An 18,366-nucleotide genomic window follows, 5' to 3' on the forward strand; every position below is an offset into this window, starting at 1 on the left:
GCGGTGACTTATGGTTTTTATACAGCCGCTTTTTCAGCACTTCGGAGTGCTGTGAAAGCGACTTCCAAAGGCAGTGACAGAAGACTGGGAGCTGCACTGGTTTTCCACTGTAGGAGCTGGTTTCTGTGGGAGCTGGGCTTGTCCGCGATGCATGCGACTCGGGGTGTCAGGTACATTGAGTCGATGCTATCGCAGGCAAGCCAGCTCCTACAGGTTGCTGCGTCCAGCTTTGAATGAATTCCAGGGTGAGCTCTCAGTTTTTTCCGGACCACGCTCTTTGTCGTGGTTCCTGTTGACGCGTTATTGCTCCTTGAACTTGCTCATCGCCTCCTGCTTGCTGACCACGTCGCCGTACTTGCTGTCGATATCAAACAGGTTGGCTTCATGGGGCGCCGGGTGGCGGTCGCCGACGCATTCGCGCACGACGATGGTGCGAAACCCGTGTTGCACGGCGTCCACTGCGGTGGCGCGGATGCAGCCGCTGGTGGAGCAGCCGGCGAGCACCACGGTGTCGATGCCCTGGGCGTGCAGCATCGGGGCCAGGCTGCTGCCGAAAAACGCGCTGGCGTATTGTTTGGTGATCACCACTTCATTGGCCAGGGGCAGGACTTCGGGGCAGAAGGCGGCGAGGGGGTTGCCCTCGACCATGTCTTTCATCACCGGGGCCTTTTTTACCCAGATACCGCCGTCGGCGAAATGGCCGGGATGGTAGCGGATATTGGTGTGCACCACGCTGATCCCGTGGCGGCGTGCGCTGGCCAGCAGTTCGATGCTTTCGGTCACGGCACTGACCACGCCCGGCGCGAACAAGGGCGCGCCTTCGGTGGTGTAGCCTTGCATGAAGTCGATCATCAGCAGGGCGGACTTTTTGCCGAAGCCGATTCGGTTGCCCCAGACACCCTGGTAGTTGGCGTCGGCGGATTGGTCGCTCATCTTTCAGTCCTCGGTAATGGACAGTGCACATACCTTGTGGCGAGGGAGCTTGCTCCCGTTGGACTGCGTAGCAGGCCTATTTTTTGGGGGCGCTTCGCACCCCAGCGGGAGCAAGCTCCCTCACCACAAAAGCGTTTTTAGTAGGCGCCGGAGAGCAGGGCGCCGGCGCCGGGGACGATGGGTTCCAGGTCCAGGGCCTTGAGCATGGCGTAGGTGGTGGCGATGGCGGCGGTGAGGACCGGCAGGCCGGTTTGCGCTTCGACCTTGGCCACCACCGGCAGCGACTGCATTTGCACGCAGGCCGACAGCACGATTACGTCGACGCCTTCCAGGTTCATCCCGGCAACGATGGCCGGCAGCTTGGCCGGGTCGTGGCGGGCCACTTCGAGGTTGTCGGGGATTTCCAGGGCGCGCCAGTCCACCACTTCAAAGCCTTCTTCGCGGATGTAGTTCACCACCAGTTCGGTCAGCGGCTTCATGTAGGGCGCGACGATGGCGATGCGCTTGGCGCCCATCACTTTCAGGCCTTCGATCAAGGCGCCGGCACTGGTGATCACCGGGGCGTTGGCGTCATTGTCGGCGGTGGCCTTGCGCAGGCGTTGCTCGGAGTTGCGGTGGTAGCCCAGCCCCATGGCCATGATCGCTACCAGGCAGGCGTAACCCAGCACGTCGACCTTGGCGTCGGACAGTTCGATGGCGCAACGGTCGGACTCGCCGTCCATCGCCGCCAGCTCTTCCTTGCGCACCTGCTTCATGCGCATGCGGCTGGAGTGAAAGGTGAAACGTTCCGGGCGGATCGCCTGGCGCGCGTTGAGCATCGCCGGGATCTCGGTTTCCATGGTGGTGTTGGAACTCGGCACGATCTGGCCGATGCGGTAAGGCTTGAGCATGGTGGTCTCCGTTATGCAGTCAGGGGCTGGCCGAGGAAGTCGCCGAAGGCTGCGAAAAAGCCTTCAAGGTCGTCCCAGGGGATCATGTGTCCGGCATTCGGCACATGGGCCACCTGCAGGCTTGGCTGTAACTGCCGGACTTCCTCGACATCTTCGGGCTGAATAACACCGCCGCGTCCGGCAACAATCAGCAGGGCAGGCGCCTCCAGGTGCGGCAGGTCCTGGTGGAAGTCGACGGTATGGAAGTCATTGAACGCGCGCACGATGGCCGGTTCGTAGCAGGTGTGCAGCCATTCGGCGCGCAGTTGCAGTTGCTCGTCGGTCCAGGTGGCGCAGAAGGCGCGCATGGCCTCGGCGTCCATACCCACCAGCGACTGGCGAATCGAATCGACGTACCACGGCAGTTTGCTCGGGTATTCACGGCGGCCGGGGCCGGACACTGGCGGGTCGATCAGCACCACGCGGTTGACGCCCTGGGGGTGGCGCACTGCACTGCGCACGGCAAACCGCGCGCCCATGGAATGGCCCACGAGGTGATAGCTGTCGAGCTTCAAGGCATCGGCAAACGCACCAATGTCATCGGCACAGGTGTCGGCGCTGTAATCCAGTTCCGGGCCGGTGGACGACAGGCCTCGACCGCGCACATCCAGCACATAGGTATCGAAATGCAGGCCCAGGCGCTCTGCGACAAAGCCCCAGGTAATCGCCGGGCTGGTAATGCCGGGGATCAGGATCAGTGCCGGGCCCTTGCCGCCGTAGCGCAGGTAATGCTGGCGAATGCCGTTGGCCTGGACGTTGCCGCCGTAGAGAAAGCTGCTCACGCGGCCACCCCCGATTTCAGCTGTTGGGCGTAGAGGTCATAGCCGTAGACCCAGTCCGGGTCTTCCTGGGTGCGCAGCCAGGTGTTGGCGTTGGACACGGCCTGGACCCGGGAAGCACGTTCCTTGCGGTTGGCTTCATACAGTTCGAAGGCGGTGCGGTAGTCGCTGATGCCGGTTTCCTGCAGGCAGCGGGTGAGCATCGCTGCGTCTTCGATGGCCATGCCGGCGCCCTGGGCCATGTGCGGCTTCATCGGGTGGCAGGCATCGCCCAGCAATACCAGGCGGCCACGGCTCCACAGCGGCAGCGGGTTACGGTTGCGCAGCGGCCACTTGGTCACGCTTTCGGTGGATTCGATCAGCGCCTGGACAGTGGGGTGGTAGCCCTTGAAGGCGTCGAACATCTCTTCGCGGCTGCTGTCGACGAAGGCACCCTGGAAGTCCCATTCCGGGTGCGGCACGCCGGTGACGTAGTAGTACTCGTCGCGCTTGCCGGTGGTGTAGTAGACCATCATGTGCCGGTCCTCGGTCCACCACTTGATGCAGTCTTCGAACTTGAGGTCGTACTTGGCCAGTTGATCGCCACGGATCAGCGCACGATGGGCGACCCAGCCGCTGTACAGCGGCTTTTCGGCACCCAGCAGCTCCTCGCGAATGCGTGAGTTGATGCCGTCGGCGCCGATCACGATGTCGGCGTAGGTCACTTCGCCGTCGGCAAAGGTCAGGCGCACCTGGGTGTCGGTTTCTTCGAGGGTTTCCAGGCGTTTGTTGAAGTGCAGGGTGCCGGGCTTGAGGGTGGACATCTGCAGCGCGTGCAGGTCACCACGGTGCACGGTGATGTAGGACGCGCCGTAGCCGGTCAAAGGGATGCGTGACAGGTAGTCGCCGGTTTCACCGTCGCGGCTGAACCAGTGCTCGGGGTGCGAGCCCATCAGGTCCAACTGCTTTTCGATGCCCATGCGCCGGAAGATTTTCATGATGTTGGGCCCCATGTGGATCCCGGCACCGAGGCGGGAAAACTCCGGCGCCTGTTCAAAGATGTCCACGTCAAACCCTGCTTGTTGCAGCAGAGTGGCAGCGGCGGCACCGCCAAGGCCGGCGCCGACGATTGCGATTTTTTGTGTGCTTCCCATGGGGCGTGGTCCTCTTTTTCGAATGATGGCCGGCGGCGTCTGTCCGCAAGGTTTTTAAAGTGTATACGCTCATATTTTCAAATGAAAAGCCCACGCCTGAAAAATTGTTTTTTTGGCCATATGGATCCCCTGTAACCGTTTATCTCCATATTTCATTGGCTATGTGTGAATTGGTAACGTTTTGGCGTGGCGCTTGCAGTCCATGCAGAAATCAGTTCTTATCTTGGATAAATGGCGTATACGCTATAAAAATGCACTAGAGTGAAGCGCACTGCCAGATCTTGGTGCAGCCGCTGAGGAGAGAGGAAATGCCAGTAAGTGATTGCGAACTGACCCAGATGTTTGAGCACGTGTTGAAGCTCTCTAAGGTCGACCCGACCCAGAGCGTCGCCGTGCTCAAGAGCCATTACTCCGACCCGCGCACCGTGCGCGCCGCCATGGACGCGGCGCAGCGTCTGGGGGCCAAGGTGTACGCGGTGGAACTGCCGTCGTTCAACCATCCCCGGGCGATGGGCAATGACATGACTGCCTATTGCGGCGACACCGCGCTGACCGGCAACATCGCGGCCCAGCGGGCGCTGGAGGCGGCCGACCTGATCGTCGACACCATGATGTTGCTGCACTCGCCGGAGCAGGAGCAGATCCTCAAGACCGGCACACGCATCCTGCTGGCGGTGGAACCCCCGGAAGTGCTGGCGCGCATGCTGCCCACCGAGGAAGACAAGGTGCGGGTACTGGCCGCCGAGCAACTGCTGAAAAAGGCCCGCTCGATCCACGTCAAATCCCGCGCCGGCAGTGATTTCCGCGCGGCGTTGGGGCAATACCCGTCAGTCACCGAATACGGCTTTGCCGACGAACCGGGACGCTGGGATCACTGGCCGAGCGGCTTCCTGTTCTCCTGGCCCAACGAAGAAACCGCCGAAGGCGTACTGGTGCTGGACATCGGCGACATCCTGCTGCCGTTCAAGACCTACACCCGGGAGAAAATCACCCTGGAGATCGAAAAGGGCTTCATCACCAGAATTCATGGCGGGTTCGAGGCCGAATACCTGCGCGACTACATGAAATACTTCAATGATCCCGAGGTGTACGGCATCTCCCACATCGGCTGGGGCCTGCAGCCACGGGCGCAATGGACGGCCATGGGCCTGCACGACAAGAACGACGGCATGTGCATGGACGCCCGGGCGTTCTACGGCAACTTCCTGTTCTCCACCGGCCCGAACACCGAAGTCGGCGGCACCCGCAAGACGCCGTGCCACATGGACATCCCGCTGCGCAACTGCGACGTCTACCTCGATGATGAGGCCGTCGTCATCGCCGGCGACGTCGTAGCCCCCCCAGCCTCCCTGGCACGCTAAAAATCCCCTGTAGGAGCTGGCTTGCCAGCGATAGCGGAGTGTCAGACAACAGAGAGCTGGCTGATCCCCCGCAATCGCAGGCAAGCCAGCTCCCACATGCGATTCGGTTCCTTCGATGGCTGATGCTTGAGTCCAACCCACAACCCCGCCATCATGCCACCCCATCGACCACCGCCTTCCCGAGCCCGCCGTGCCTGATTCCTACGTTTTCTCCGAGCAAGTTGGCCACCTGCTGCGCAAGGCCTACCAGCGCCACCTGGCGATCTTCCAGCAGAACGTCGGCGACTCCCAGCTCACCGCCGTGCAGTTCGTCACCCTCTGCGCCCTGCGCGATCATGGTGCAAGCTCGCTGACCGAACTGGTCAAGGCCACCGCCGTCGACCAGGCCACCATCCGCGGCATCGTCGAGCGGCTCAAGGCCCGCGAACTGATCACCCTCGAGCCCGACCCCCAGGACAAGCGCAAAGTCGTGGTCAACCTCTCTGCCTCCGGCGCCACGCTGGTGCAGCAAACCGTGCCCTGCGCCGCGACCATCACCGAACTGACCCTGAGCAACCTCAACCCCGCCGAGCGCGTGGCCGTGCTGTTCCTGCTACGCAAAATGATCGACGACCCCCAAAACTGATACCCCCCAAGGCTGAAACCCAACCCCTTTTGTGGCGAGGGAGCTTGCTCCCGCTGGGTTGCGAAGCGACCCCAAAAAATGGGCCTGCTGCGCAGTCCAGCGGGAGCAAGCTCCCTCGCCACAGGAACTCACCCATCTTCTGGCACCGTTTTTGCTCTGCTTGATGTAGTAACCACTTCACCAGAAAAGTGTGTCGCGAGACCCCAGGTACGCGACGCTTTTTTTTGACTATTTAATGTAGTGGGCACTTCACCAAAGCCATGGGCGACACGAATGATCAGCCAGCACATCACGGTAACGCTTGAGGTCAACGGCCACACCACACAAGTCAGCGCGATGGCCGACACCCCGTTATTGCTGATCCTGCGCAATGACCTGCAACTCAATGGTCCCAAATACGGCTGCGGCCTGGGGGAGTGCGGCGCCTGCACGGTGATCATCGATGGCGTGGCCGCACGCTCCTGCGTCTTCCCCTTGTCGGGCGCCGTGGGCCGCGACATCGTCACCCTCGAAGGCCTCGGTACGCGCGAAACCCCGCACCCGGTGCAACAAGCCTTTATCGACGAGCAGGCCGCCCAGTGCGGCTACTGCCTCAACGGCATGATCATGACCGCCAAGGCCTTGCTCGACCGCAACCCCAACCCCAGCGAAGCCGAGGTGCGCACTGAACTGTCGGGCAACCTGTGCCGCTGCGGCACCCATATCGAAATCCTCCGCGCGGTGCTGCGTGCCGCCCGCCAAACGCCTTGAACGTGGATCGATGACCATGACTGACGCAATCCCTTCCCGCGACCAATGGCTGGCCAAGGCCGGCGTCCTGCTGATCGTCGACGACGTGCTGCCGCCCTCGGGGCCGGTGGCCAAGGGCGGCACACCGACCGTCAAGCCCAAGGAGCTGGGGCTGTTTATCGCGGTGAACGATGACGGGCGGGTGTACGCCTTCAACGGGCATGTGGACCTGGGCACCGGCATTCGCACGTCGCTGGCGCAGATCGTCGCCGAGGAACTGGACCTGACGATGGAGCAGGTGTGCATGGTGCTGGGCGACACCGAGCGCGTGCCGAACCAGGGCGCGACCATTGCCAGTGCGACGCTGCAAATCTCCGCGATCCCGCTGCGTAACGCCGCCGCTGAAGCCCGGCGTTTCCTGCTGGCGCGGGCGGCGCAACGCTGGTCGGTCAACCCGCAACGTCTCAAGGTCGAAGCGGGCGTCATCAGCGCCGAAGACGGACGCACCACCACCTACAGCGAGCTGGTGACGGGCGAACATGACGAACTGCGCATCAGCGGCGATGCACCGCTGAAAGCCACCGCGGATTACCGCCTGGTGGGCAAGGGCGCCGCGCGGGTCGATATCCCCGGCAAGGCCACTGGCGAGCTGACCTACGTCCACGACATGCGCGTACCGGACATGCTCCACGGCCGGGTAATTCGCCCGCCGTATGCGGGGCTGGATTGCGGTGATTTTGTCGGCAATAGCCTGTTGAGTGTCGACGAGTCCTCCATCGCCCATATCCCGGGCATCGTCGCGGTGGTGGTGATCCGTGATTTTGTCGGCGTGGTCGCGTTGCGCGAGGAACAGGCGATCAAGGCCGCCCAGGAACTGCTGGCGCACTGGAAACCCTGGAACAACCCACTACCGGACATGAGTGATGTAGAGCAGGCGATTCGCGACAACCCCCGGGTACGCCGCACGGTACTCGACCAGGGCAACGTCGACGAAGCCCTGGCCGCCGCCAGCCAGCGCATGCCGCGCACCTACCTGTGGCCGTACCAGATGCACGGCTCCATCGGGCCGTCCTGCGGCGTGGCCGACTACCAGCCCGGGATCAGCCGGGTCTGGTCCGGCAGCCAGAACCCGCACCTGCTGCGGGCCGACCTGGCCTGGCTGCTGGAGTGCCCGGAGGAGTCCATCGACGTGATCCGTATGGAAGCCTCCGGCTGTTACGGGCGCAACTGCGCCGACGATGTCTGCGCCGACGCCTTGCTGTTGTCCCGCGCGGTGGGCAAGCCGGTGCGGGTGCAACTGACCCGCGAACAGGAACACCTGTGGGAACCCAAGGGCACCGCACAATTGATGGATGTGGACGGCGGCCTGAACGCCGACGGCAGCATCGCCGCCTATGACTTTGAAACCAGCTACCCGTCCAACGGCGCGCCTACCTTGGCGCTGTTGCTGACCGGCCGGGTCGAGCCGGTGGCGGCCATGTTCGAGATGGGCGACCGCACGTCGATCCCGCCGTACGACATCGAGCACATGCGCGTCACCATCAACGACATGGCACCGATCGTGCGCGCCTCATGGATGCGCGGCGTATCGGCTCTGCCCAACACCTTCGCCCATGAGTCCTATATCGATGAACTGGCGTTCGCCGCCGGCGTCGACCCAGTGGAATACCGCCTGCGTTACCTGAAGGACGAACGCGCCATCGACCTGGTGAAATCCACCGCCGAACGGGCCAACTGGGCACCGCGCACCGCACCGATGCAAACCGCCAATGAAGACCACCTGCTGCGCGGCCGGGGCTTTGCCTATGCGCGCTACATCCACAGCAAGTTCCCCGGCTTCGGTGCGGCCTGGGCGGCCTGGGTGGCGGACGTGGCCATCGACAAGCAGACCGGCGACGTCTCGGTGACCCGCGTGGTGATCGGCCATGACTCGGGCATGATGATCAACCCGGCGGGCGTGCAGCATCAGATCCACGGCAATGTGATCCAGTCCACCAGCCGCGTGCTCAAGGAGCGCGTGACCTTTGAAGAGTCGACCGTGGCGAGCAAGGAGTGGGGCGGTTATCCGATCCTGACCTTCCCTGAAGTGCCGCAGATCGACGTACTGATGATGCCGCGCCAGGACCAGCCGCCGATGGGCGCCGGCGAGTCGGCCTCGGTGCCCAGCGCGGCGGCAATTGCCAATGCGATCTATGACGCCACCGGCATTCGTTTTCGCGAGCTGCCGATCACCCCCGAGCGCGTGTTGGCGGCGCTGAATGCGGGCACGCTGGGCGAGCCGGCAAAGTCCCCGGAAAAACGCCGCAAATGGTTGTTCGGCTCATTGTTTGCAGCCTTTGGCGCGGTGTTGGGCATGGCCGCCACCGCGTGGCCGTTCCACAGCGAAATCGCCCCGATTGCACCGCCCAGCGCCGGCACCTGGTCCAAGGCCACCCTGGAGCGCGGTCGGTTGCTGGCGGCGGTAGGGGATTGCGCGGTGTGCCACACGGCGCCGGGCGGGGCGACCAATGCCGGCGGGCTGGCGATGCACACGCCATTCGGCACGCTCTACAGCAGCAACATCACCCCGGATGAGAAGACCGGGATTGGCAACTGGTCCTACCCGGCGTTCGAGCGGGCGATGCGCGATGGCATTGGCCGCGACGGGCGCAACCTGTACCCGGCGTTTCCCTATACGGCATTTCGCAATATCAACGATGCCGACATGCAGGCGCTGTATGCCTACCTGATGTCCCAGGCACCGGTGAGCCAGGCGCCGGTGCCGAATGCGATGAGTTTTCCGTTCAATATCCGCCCGTTGATGGCCGGGTGGAACGCACTGTTTTTGCGTCGCGGGGAAATCACTGTGCAACCACAGCGCAGTGAGCAATGGAATCGCGGGGCCTATCTGGTCAATGGCCTGGGGCACTGCGCGGCGTGCCATTCGCCGCGCAACCTGATGGGCGCGGAGAAGGGCGGCAAGGCGTTCCTGGCGGGCGGTATGGTGGATGGGTGGGAGGCGCCGGCCTTGAATGGCTTGTCCAAGGCACCGACGCCGTGGACCGAAGACCAACTGTTCACTTATTTGAGCACCGGCTATTCCGACGCACACGGCGTGGCGACAGGGCCGATGGGGCCGGTCGTAACTGAACTGGCGAAATTGCCCAAGACCGATATCCGCGCGATGGCCGTATACCTGGCCTCGCTGAATGACAGCGGCGCAGCAGAAGCACAGGTGGTGGCGGCCGTAACGCTGCCCAATGCGAATGGCCGCCGGGTATTCGAAGGTTCGTGCAAGGCCTGCCATGCCGACGGGCAGGGGCCGAAACTGTTCGGGGTCAGCCCGTCACTGGCGACCAACACCAACGTGCACAGCGACCAGCCGGACAACCTGATCAAGGTGATCCTGCAAGGCATCAGCACCCCGGCGACCAAGGACCTGGGCTATATGCCCGCGTTCAAGGACAGCCTGTCCAACACCCAGGTAGCGGATTTGGCCGCCTACCTGCGCGGGCGCTTTGCACCTGATGCACCACAGTGGGAAGGCCTGGAAAAAACCGTGGCACACCTGCGAGCGAACCCTGGCACTCACTGAAAGCTCCAAGCCATATGGAGATCAAATGTGGGAGCTGGCTTGCCTGCGATAGCGGTGGTGACTGGTACACCGCTATCGCAGGCAAGCCAGCTCCCACATTACCGTACGCCGCGCAACACCAAATCACTGATAAACCCCAGCCAATCCCGCTGTTGCCCCTTGTCCGCCAGATCCTCCCCCAAAAACGAACTAAGCGTGTGCTGGTTGGAATTGTAGAAGTAGCACAACGAAGCAATCATCAAGTAAACATGCTTGATGTCCACATCCTCACGAAACAACCCCTGCGCCTGACCCGCCTCGATGATCGGCCGCAACACCCCAACCGCCTCCCCCGACAACCGCCGCAACTCCCCGGACTGCTTCGCATGCTTGCCCTTGTGCAGGTTCTCGATACTCAGGATCGCCACAAACTCGGGATGCTTGACATAGTAATTCCAGATAAACCCCACCAGCGCCTGCAACGCTTGCACCGGCGCACTCAGGTCGAGCTTGAGTTTGCTTTCGGCCTTGTTGAACTGTTCATAGGTGTGCTCCAGCACACACACAAACAGATGCTCCTTGCTGCCGAAGTAGTAATACAGCATGCGGTCGTTGGAGTCGGCCTCCCGGGAAATGCTTTCGACGCGGCCGCCGGAATAGCCGTCGCGAGTGAAGACCTTGACCGCCGCCTGGAGAATCCGCGCGCGGGTCTGGTCGGCTTGCTGGGCGCGGATACCGGTCTTCTTGATCACCATCGAAAAGCCTCTGCTGCACAGCGTAAAGGCCCGGAATATAGCATGGGCATTATTCCGTTACCGACAGGCTCTGTCACAAACGCGGCATAAGGCTGGGGCTTGTGTTCGAAACGTACTACTTTCTAATTCTTCCAATAAACAGAGTAGCCAGGGATGAAATACCAACCGTTTATCCGAACATTGATTGCCACGGCGCTGGTGCTGACCGTCAGCGGCGTACAGGCGGCCTCCCAGGCCCCGGTGGCTGGCGAAAATGGCATGGTGGTCACGGCCCAGCACCTCGCCACCCACGTGGGCGTGGATGTGCTCAAGGCCGGTGGCAACGCGGTGGATGCGGCGGTGGCGGTGGGTTACGCCCTGGCCGTGGTCTACCCGGCGGCCGGCAACCTGGGCGGCGGCGGCTTCATGACCGTGCAGTTGGCCGACGGGCGCAAGACCTTCCTCGACTTCCGCGAAAAAGCCCCGTTGGCGGCCACCGCCGACATGTACCTGGACAAGGATGGCAACGTCGTCCCCGACCTCAGCTCCAAGGGCCACCTGGCGGTCGGCGTTCCCGGCACCGTGTCGGGCATGGAACTGGCGCTGAGCAAATACGGCACCCTCAAGCGCGCCCAGGTCATCGCCCCGGCCATCAAGCTGGCCGAAGACGGCTTTGCCCTGGAGCAGGGCGATGTCGACCTGCTGCACACGGCCACTGACGAATTCAAGAAAGACAAAGACCTGCGCGGCATCTTCCTGCACGGCGGCGAACCGATGCTGGTGGGCCAGAAACTGGTGCAGAAAGACCTGGCGAAAACCCTGCGGGAAATCTCCGCCAAGGGCACCGACGGCTTCTACAAGGGCTGGGTAGCCAAGGCGATTGTCGATTCCAGCCAGTCAGGCAAGGGCATCATCACCCAGGCCGACCTGGACAAATACAAGACCCGCGAACTGGCGCCCATCGAGTGTGACTACCGCGGCTACCACGTGGTTTCTGCGCCACCACCGAGCTCTGGCGGCGTGGTGATCTGCGAGATCATGAACATCCTCGAAGGCTATCCGATGGCCGACCTTGGCTATCACTCGGCCCAAGGCCTGCACTACCAGATCGAGGCCATGCGCCACGCCTACGTTGACCGCAACAGCTACCTCGGCGACCCGGACTTCGTGCAAAACCCGGTCGACCATCTGCTGGACAAGGACTACGCCGCCAAACTGCGCGCCGCCATCGACCCGCAGAAAGCCGGGATCTCCCAGGACATCAAGCCCGGGGTATCGCCTCACGAGGGCAATAACACCACCCACTATTCCATCGTCGACAAGTGGGGCAATGCAGTCTCGGTGACCTACACCCTCAACGACTGGTTTGGCGCCGGCGTGATGGCGAGCAAGACCGGGGTGATCCTCAACGACGAAATGGACGACTTCACCTCCAAGATCGGCGTGCCGAACATGTACGGCCTGGTCCAGGGCGAAGCCAACGCCATCGCCCCGGGCAAGACGCCGTTGTCGTCCATGAGCCCGACCATCGTCACCAAGGACGGCAAGGCGGTGATGGTGGTGGGTACGCCGGGTGGCAGCCGCATCATTACGGCCACACTGCTGACCATCCTCAACGTGATCGACTACAAGATGAACATCCAGGAAGCCGTGGACGCGCCGCGTTTCCACCAGCAGTGGCTGCCTGAGGCGACCAATATCGAGCGCTTTGCCCTGAGCCCCGATACCCAGAAAATCCTCGAAGGCTGGGGCCACAAGTTTGCAGGTCCCCAGGACGCGAACCACCTGGCGGCGATCCTGGTGGGCGCGCCGTCCCTGGATGGCAATCCGGTCGGCAACAACCGTTTCTACGGGGCCAACGACCCTCGGCGCAATACCGGGTTGTCGCTGGGCTACTGAGGCGTCAACCCTTCGTGTTCTCCATGGTGGCTGCGGAAAAAAGCCAGGGAGAGCGCGATATCATCATGGGACAGCTGGGTGGCAGCTGCGCGGTTTAATCCAGCAGTTGCTCCACAGCTGAAAACGCCTGCGCTTGGCGGGCGTGCCACTCCCCACGGATTATCCGTAGCGGCTGATGATGTTGCTCCAGCCAGTCACGGCTGGCCTGAAAGAATGCGAGGCGGTCGGCGAACTCCGGCTGGCAGCGTTGGCCGTCGGCGGTCCATTCCACGTCCTCGGGCGACAGTAGCAAGTGCAAGTCGTAATGGCGGGCCAGCAGTTCGCTGTCGAGCCACGCCGGGCAGTCGCCAAACAGGGTCTGGCTCCAGAGCTTGTTGGTCAGCAGGTTGGTGTCCAGGATCAGCAATGCCGGCTGCGCGGCGCGGGCGGCATCTTCCCAGGCCAGTTGGCCGCGGGCGATCTCGGGGATGTCGGCCAAGGTGGTGTCGCGCTGGTGCTGGTCGATGAAATGGCGCACGTATTCGTCCACCATCATCCCGCCAAAGTGCGCCTGCAACTGCGCTGCCAACCAGCTTTTGCCGCTGGATTCCGGGCCGGCCAGTACCACGACTTTCATGGCTGCAACGCCGGGTCGGCGCGCCATGCGCGCCAGCCCTGCACGGCGATCACGGTAAACAAGGCATAGAGCGCGGCGGTCAGGTACAGGCCTTTGTAGAGGAACAGCCCGACGAAGATCACATCCACGGTGATCCACAGCGGCCAGCACTGTACGCGTTTTTGCGCCATCCACATTTGCGCCACCAGGCTGAAGCCGGTGAGGGCGGCATCCAGCCAGGGTTGGGCGGCGTCGGTCCAGTGGGCCATGGCGGCACCCAGCAACAGGCTGCCTACGGCACCCACGGCCAGGCCTTGCAGGATCGGTTGCAGCCCCAGGCTGGTGACCTGCCGGCCTTGCCTGACCTCGCCGGCGCGGGTCCACTGCCACCAGCCGTAGAGTTGCAGGGCGGCGTAGATCACTTGCAGCAGCATGTCGGAGTAGAGCTTCACGTCGAAGAAGATCCAGGTGTACAGCAGCACCATCACCAGGCCGATGGGCCAGCACCACGGGTTCTGTTTGACCGTCAACCAGACAGCGATCACCCCCAGGGCGGCGGCAAACAGTTCAAGCCCGGACATGGCGGTTCCTTGGGGGAGTCGAAGAGGGCGGTGATTGTAACCAGAGTGGCGCATTCCTCAAACTCCGTAGCAGCTGTCGAGCCTTGGCGAGGCTGCGTTGGCAGCACCAGAGCTGCCGAGCCAGGCACGATACCTCGTCGCGCCTGACGCAGCCTCGCCAAGGCTCGACAGCGGCTACGGGGGTCAGACCTTGAATTGGCGCAGAAGGCCGTCCAACTGTTCGCTCAAGCCTTTCAGGTGCGTACTCGCCACGCTCGACTGTTGCGCCGCCAGCGCCGTGCTGTGGGACAGCCCGGCTGCCTGGGTGACGTTCTGGTTGATGTCTTCCACCACATGCGCCTGCTGCAACGTGGCACTGGCAATCGACGCATTCAGGCCATTGAGATTACGCAACGCCTGGCCGATGGCGGTCAGACTCGCTCCGGCCTGGCCCGCTTGCTCAATGGTCAGTTGCGAAGCCTGGTGGCTGTCGCTGATCACCTTGACCGCCGCTTCCGAATGGCTTTGCAGCCGCTCAATCATGCCCTGGATTTCTGCCGTGGATTTTTGCGTGCGCTGGGCCAGCAGCCTTACTTCATCGGCCACCACCGCAAACCCGCGTCCTTGCTCCCCGGCGCGGGCCGCCTCGATGGCGGCGTTGAGCGCCAACAGGTTGGTCTGCTCGGCGATGGAGCGGATCACTTCCAGCACGCCACCAATCTGCGTACTTTCGGCGGACAGCGTGCGAATCACTTCCACTGCCTGGCTGATGGTGGTGGAGAGCTGGTCGATCTGTTGCAGGCTGCCGTCGATATTCAGCTGGCCCTGTTCGGCCTGTACCTGGGCATCACGCATTTCACTGGCGGCGTGCTCGGCATTCTTGGCCACATCCTGCACGCCGTAGGTGACTTCGTTGATCGCCGTCGCCACCAGTTCCATCTGCTGCGATTGCTGCTGACTGCGGTCATGGGCGTCGCTGGCATTGCTGCCCAGTTCGCTGGACGACTGGCCCAGGGCATTGGCGCAGGTCTGCAACTGGCCCACCACCTGACGCAACTTGGCGGTAAAACTGTTGAAGTGGCGGGACAATTGGGTGACTTCGTCCTGGCCGTGGGTGTCGAGGGTGCGGGTCAGGTCGCTTTCGCCGCTGGCGATATTGCCCATGGCGTTCACCGCTTGCTGCAACGGGCGCACGATGCTGCGGGCAATCAGCACCACCAGCAGGGCCATGATCACCGCGATCACCAGGCCCACCATCGAGGCTTTCCATACCTGGCCCTGGAACTCGCCTTGCACGTCATCGACATATACGCCGGAGCCGATGATCCAGCCCCAGGGTTCAAACAACTGGATATACGAGGTCTTGGCCACCGGCGCATCCGCCCCGGGCTTGGGCCAGCGGTAATTCACCATCCCGGCGCCCTTGGCCTTGGCCAGGATCACGAACTCGTTGAACACCGCAAAACCGTCCGGGTCGCGAATGGCCGACAGGTTCTGGCCGTCGAGCTTGGGGTTGGCCGGATGCATGATCATCACGGGCGTGAGGTCATTGATCCAGAAGTAATCGTCATGCCCGTAGCGCAAACCGCGGACCACGCTCAAGGCTTGCTTCTGGGCCGCTTCGCGGGTCAGGACGCCGCTGGTTTCGAGGGTGTGATAATAAGTCAGGATCCCGTTGGCGGTCTGGACCACGCGCTGGGTCTGCTCACTCTTGGCCTGGTAAAGATCAGCATGAATCTGCTTGAGCATAAGCAGGCCGAGGGTTAGCAGCATCAGCACGGCGACAATCAGGATCAGCCAGAGGCGTCGGCTGATGGACATGTTGCGCAAACTGTTCATGGTCCTGTCACTCCGTGTTCTTATAATTTTAGGTGCCGCATCGACATTTCCGGCTTGTCTGATAGGCTTTCGGCCCAGAATCAAAAAACCTGAGTCCTGCCTGATTTTTCACGGAATTTTCGCAGCCCGCTCTTGATTATCTGCGCTGCTTTCGCCGCGCATTCGTCGTTAGTGAACACTTAAAAAATTATGTTAGAGGCGTGCCGCAGGCATGACCTTTGGGGGAATCGATGGATCTTTGGACCGCCGTTCAGGCGCTGATACTCGGGGTTGTAGAAGGGCTGACGGAGTTTTTGCCGATCTCCAGTACCGGGCACCAGATTATCGTCGCCGACTTGATCAACTTCGGTGGCGAGCGCTTTGAAGCGTTCAATATCATCATCCAGCTGGGCGCAATCCTGGCGGTGGTGTGGGAGTTTCGACGCAAGATCCTGGACGTGGTGATCGGCTTGCCGACCCAGCGCAATGCCCAGCGCTTCACCGTCAACCTGATCATCGCCGTATTGCCGGCGGTGGTGCTGGGGGTGATATTTGCCGACCTGATCAAGCATTACCTGTTCAACCCGATCACCGTGGCGGCAGCGTTGGTGGTGGGCGGTGTCATCATGTTGTGGGCCGAGCGTCGCCAACATGAAGTGCACGCCGAAACCGTCGACCAGATCACCTGGAAGGACGCCGTCAAAGTCGGCTTCGCCCAGTGCCTGGCGATGATTCCAGGTACCTCGCGTTCGGGCGCGACCATCATCGGCGGCCTGTTGTTCGGCCTGTCACGCAAGACCGCCACCGAGTTCTCGTTCTTCCTGGCCATGCCCACCATGGTCGGCGCGGCGGTGTACTCGGGCTACAAGTACCGCCACCTGTTCCAGCCGGATGACCTGCCGGTGTTTGCCATCGGCTTTGTCACCTCGTTCATCTTCGCGATGATCGCGGTCAAGGCGCTGCTCAAGTTCATCGCCAGCCACAGCTATGCGGCGTTTGCCTGGTACCGCATCGCCTTCGGCCTGGTGATCCTGGCCACCTGGCAGTTCGGCTGGATCGACTGGTCGGCCGTCAAGCCATGAACATCCAGCATCCGCGCTTCAAGGCGCTGGTGTTTGCACTGGTGTGCGCCGCGCCGCTGTTGGGCTCGGCGCTGCTGTGGTATCGCGGGGTTTCTATGATCCCGCTGGTGGCCTACGGCGTGGTCAGCGTTATCGCGTTCTTGCTGTACTGGCGCGACAAGCGCAAGGCCCGCGAAGACAGCTGGCGCACCCCGGAAAACATCCTGCACGCCGTGGAGCTGGCAGGCGGCTGGCCGGGGGCGTTGATCGCCCAGCAGGTGTTTCGCCACAAGACGCGCAAGGTGTCTTATCAGGTGGCGTTCTGGCTGATCGTGTTGCTGCACGAGGTGTTCTGGATTGACCAGTTGTTCCTCGGCGGCACGCTACTCTCGATCTTCTAGCAGCAAGCCGACCTGCGTGCGCTTGGGCAGTTTGCTCACCACCAACTGGTGGGAACGCTGCAACAGGCCACGCAGTTCTTCGGCGCCCAGCGGGTAGGGCGCCTCCATGATGATCCACTGCGCCCGCGCCAGGTACGGCGCCGGATGGATACCCGGGCGATCCACATGTCCCAGGAACAGTTCCTTGTCGACCTTGAAGGCCAGCGAATCACCCCGCAGGTGCTGCAAGGCGAACATCTTGTTGCCGGCAATCGAGAACACCCGCACGCCGCCCCATTTGTAGTCTTCCCGCGCGCCGGGCAAGCCCAGGCAAAATTGGGCGACTTGTTCTTCGGTCATTCTCATAACAAACGGTCTCCACATCCTTTGAAGGCGTTATCCAGGTGGTCGATCCAGGCTCGCACGGCCGGCAACACGCCGCGCCGATGGGGGTAAACCGCCTGCAACCAGCCGCCCGGCAATGACCATTGCGGCAACAGTTGCACCAACTGGCCGCTGGCCAGCTCCTCCTCGCAATACATCATCGGCAACACCGTAAATCCCAGGCTGGCAAGGGCGCACGCCTTGCGTACCAGGAAATCGTCGATGCCCAGCCGGGCTTCCATGGCCAGGTCATGGCTGATGCCCTCCGGGCTCAGCATGCGGAAGTGCACCATGCGGTCTGCCTCCAGGGCGCCCAGCACCGGCAGTTGCTTGAGGTCTTCCAGGGTGGTGATCTGCCGGTCACGCACAAAGGCGGGGCTGGCGACAATGGCGGTCTGTGCCTGGCGCAGGCGCTTGGTCACCAGCAGCGGGTCTTCGTCCCCGAGCTCACGCACGCGCAAGGCCACATCAATGCCTTCGGCCACCAGGTCAACGCGACGGTTGACCAGGTTCATCTCCAACTGCACCAGCGGGTTGGCGGTGAGAAACTCTGCCACCACGGTTTGCAGAAACTGGTGAGCCAGGCCCACCGGGCTGCTGACCCGCAGCCGGCCCCGGGGCTCGCTGGACATGCTGGCCACGGCTTCGTCGGCCATTTCCGCCTCCAGCAGCATTGCCTGGCAGTGGCGCAGGTAGCGCTCACCCACGGCGGTGAGTGTCAGTTGGCGGGTGGTGCGTTGCAGCAAGCGTGCGCCGAGGCGTTCTTCCAGCTCGGCAATGCGCCGTGACAGCCGGGACTTGGGAATCCCCAGCAACCGCCCGGCGGCGGCGAAACCGCCGGCTTCCACTACTTTGGCGAAATAGTAGAGGTCATTCAGATCTTGCATGGTGGG

At 62.6% G+C, this 18,366-nt stretch carries 17 protein-coding genes; 7 read left to right on the forward strand and 10 right to left on the reverse strand.

The genetic code is table 11. The features are described from left to right. Positions 1 to 300: 300 nt before the first annotated feature. The 4 genes from V3W39_RS20660 to V3W39_RS20675 form a co-directional block, all read right to left on the reverse strand. Complete coding sequence (locus V3W39_RS20660) at positions 301 to 933, reverse strand: N-carbamoylsarcosine amidohydrolase (protein ID WP_330213235.1); 633 nt, start codon at positions 931 to 933, stop codon at positions 301 to 303. Between the two features lie 137 nt (positions 934 to 1,070). Then, positions 1,071 to 1,823, reverse strand: coding sequence for a maleate cis-trans isomerase family protein (locus V3W39_RS20665; RefSeq protein ID WP_177044133.1), 753 nt, complete (start codon positions 1,821 to 1,823; stop codon positions 1,071 to 1,073). 11 nt (positions 1,824 to 1,834) lie between these two features. Continuing rightward, a complete protein-coding gene (locus V3W39_RS20670) occupies positions 1,835 to 2,644 on the reverse strand; it encodes an alpha/beta fold hydrolase (RefSeq protein WP_177132981.1) in 810 nt (269 codons plus the stop codon). Then, positions 2,641 to 3,774: an FAD-dependent monooxygenase gene (locus V3W39_RS20675; RefSeq protein ID WP_177044131.1), complete on the reverse strand. Its 1,134-nt coding sequence runs from the start codon at positions 3,772 to 3,774 to the stop codon at positions 2,641 to 2,643. The genes V3W39_RS20670 and V3W39_RS20675 overlap by 4 nt, the downstream gene beginning before the upstream one ends. A gap of 308 nt (positions 3,775 to 4,082) precedes the next feature. Here V3W39_RS20675 and V3W39_RS20680 point away from each other — a divergent pair, with 308 nt between their 5' ends. The 4 genes from V3W39_RS20680 to V3W39_RS20695 all read left to right on the forward strand — a co-directional run bounded on the left by V3W39_RS20680 (position 4,083) and on the right by V3W39_RS20695 (position 10,063). Further along, positions 4,083 to 5,135: a 2,5-dihydroxypyridine 5,6-dioxygenase gene (locus V3W39_RS20680; protein ID WP_177044130.1), complete on the forward strand. Its 1,053-nt coding sequence runs from the start codon at positions 4,083 to 4,085 to the stop codon at positions 5,133 to 5,135. Positions 5,136 to 5,325: 190 nt separating this feature from the next. After that, the gene (locus tag V3W39_RS20685) at positions 5,326 to 5,760 is read left to right on the forward strand and encodes a MarR family winged helix-turn-helix transcriptional regulator (protein ID WP_177044129.1); all 435 of its coding nucleotides are present in this window, start codon (positions 5,326 to 5,328) and stop codon (positions 5,758 to 5,760) included. A gap of 273 nt (positions 5,761 to 6,033) precedes the next feature. After that, entirely contained in the window at positions 6,034 to 6,510 is a 477-nt protein-coding gene (locus tag V3W39_RS20690) for a (2Fe-2S)-binding protein (RefSeq protein WP_177116042.1), read from the forward strand. A 16-nt stretch (positions 6,511 to 6,526) separates the two neighbouring features. Beyond that, a complete protein-coding gene (locus tag V3W39_RS20695) occupies positions 6,527 to 10,063 on the forward strand; it encodes a molybdopterin cofactor-binding domain-containing protein (RefSeq protein WP_330213236.1) in 3,537 nt (1,178 codons plus the stop codon). Positions 10,064 to 10,161: 98 nt separating this feature from the next. On the opposite strand, the gene V3W39_RS20700 is transcribed toward V3W39_RS20695, so the two are convergent. Continuing rightward, positions 10,162 to 10,797: a TetR/AcrR family transcriptional regulator gene (locus tag V3W39_RS20700; RefSeq protein WP_063029859.1), complete on the reverse strand. Its 636-nt coding sequence runs from the start codon at positions 10,795 to 10,797 to the stop codon at positions 10,162 to 10,164. A 153-nt stretch (positions 10,798 to 10,950) separates the two neighbouring features. Between V3W39_RS20700 and ggt the strand changes: the two genes are divergently transcribed. Further along, positions 10,951 to 12,675, forward strand: a complete 1,725-nt coding sequence (ggt, locus tag V3W39_RS20705) for a gamma-glutamyltransferase (RefSeq protein ID WP_330213237.1) — start codon at positions 10,951 to 10,953, stop codon at positions 12,673 to 12,675. Between the two features lie 94 nt (positions 12,676 to 12,769). On the opposite strand, the gene V3W39_RS20710 is transcribed toward ggt, so the two are convergent. From V3W39_RS20710 to V3W39_RS20720, 3 genes are all read right to left on the reverse strand, one after another. Further along, positions 12,770 to 13,291, reverse strand: coding sequence for an AAA family ATPase (locus V3W39_RS20710; RefSeq protein ID WP_330213238.1), 522 nt, complete (start codon positions 13,289 to 13,291; stop codon positions 12,770 to 12,772). Then, positions 13,288 to 13,851: a nicotinamide riboside transporter PnuC gene (gene pnuC / locus V3W39_RS20715; RefSeq protein WP_259197359.1), complete on the reverse strand. Its 564-nt coding sequence runs from the start codon at positions 13,849 to 13,851 to the stop codon at positions 13,288 to 13,290. The genes V3W39_RS20710 and pnuC overlap by 4 nt, the downstream gene beginning before the upstream one ends. A gap of 183 nt (positions 13,852 to 14,034) precedes the next feature. Continuing rightward, positions 14,035 to 15,669 (reverse strand): methyl-accepting chemotaxis protein, encoded by a 1,635-nt coding sequence (locus tag V3W39_RS20720; RefSeq protein ID WP_330213239.1) that lies wholly within the window; start codon positions 15,667 to 15,669, stop codon positions 14,035 to 14,037. Between the two features lie 230 nt (positions 15,670 to 15,899). On the opposite strand from V3W39_RS20720, the gene V3W39_RS20725 reads away from it, so the two are divergent. Beyond that, positions 15,900 to 16,730 (forward strand): undecaprenyl-diphosphate phosphatase, encoded by an 831-nt coding sequence (locus tag V3W39_RS20725; RefSeq protein WP_330213240.1) that lies wholly within the window; start codon positions 15,900 to 15,902, stop codon positions 16,728 to 16,730. After that, positions 16,727 to 17,110 carry a DUF1294 domain-containing protein gene (locus tag V3W39_RS20730; protein ID WP_259197357.1) on the forward strand — a complete coding sequence of 128 codons (384 nt, stop codon included), beginning with the start codon at positions 16,727 to 16,729 and terminating at the stop codon, positions 17,108 to 17,110. The genes V3W39_RS20725 and V3W39_RS20730 overlap by 4 nt, the downstream gene beginning before the upstream one ends. On the opposite strand, the gene V3W39_RS20735 is transcribed toward V3W39_RS20730, so the two are convergent. Further along, positions 17,093 to 17,455 (reverse strand): MmcQ/YjbR family DNA-binding protein, encoded by a 363-nt coding sequence (locus V3W39_RS20735; protein WP_177044119.1) that lies wholly within the window; start codon positions 17,453 to 17,455, stop codon positions 17,093 to 17,095. The genes V3W39_RS20730 and V3W39_RS20735 overlap by 18 nt on opposite strands. Continuing rightward, positions 17,452 to 18,360, reverse strand: coding sequence for a LysR substrate-binding domain-containing protein (locus V3W39_RS20740; protein ID WP_177044118.1), 909 nt, complete (start codon positions 18,358 to 18,360; stop codon positions 17,452 to 17,454). The genes V3W39_RS20735 and V3W39_RS20740 overlap by 4 nt, the downstream gene beginning before the upstream one ends. Between the last annotated feature and the right edge of the window lie 6 nt (positions 18,361 to 18,366).

It is taken from the genome of Pseudomonas sp. Z18(2022), assembly GCF_036346535.1.
GTDB classification, from domain to species: Bacteria; Pseudomonadota; Gammaproteobacteria; order Pseudomonadales; family Pseudomonadaceae; genus Aquipseudomonas; species Aquipseudomonas yamanorum_A.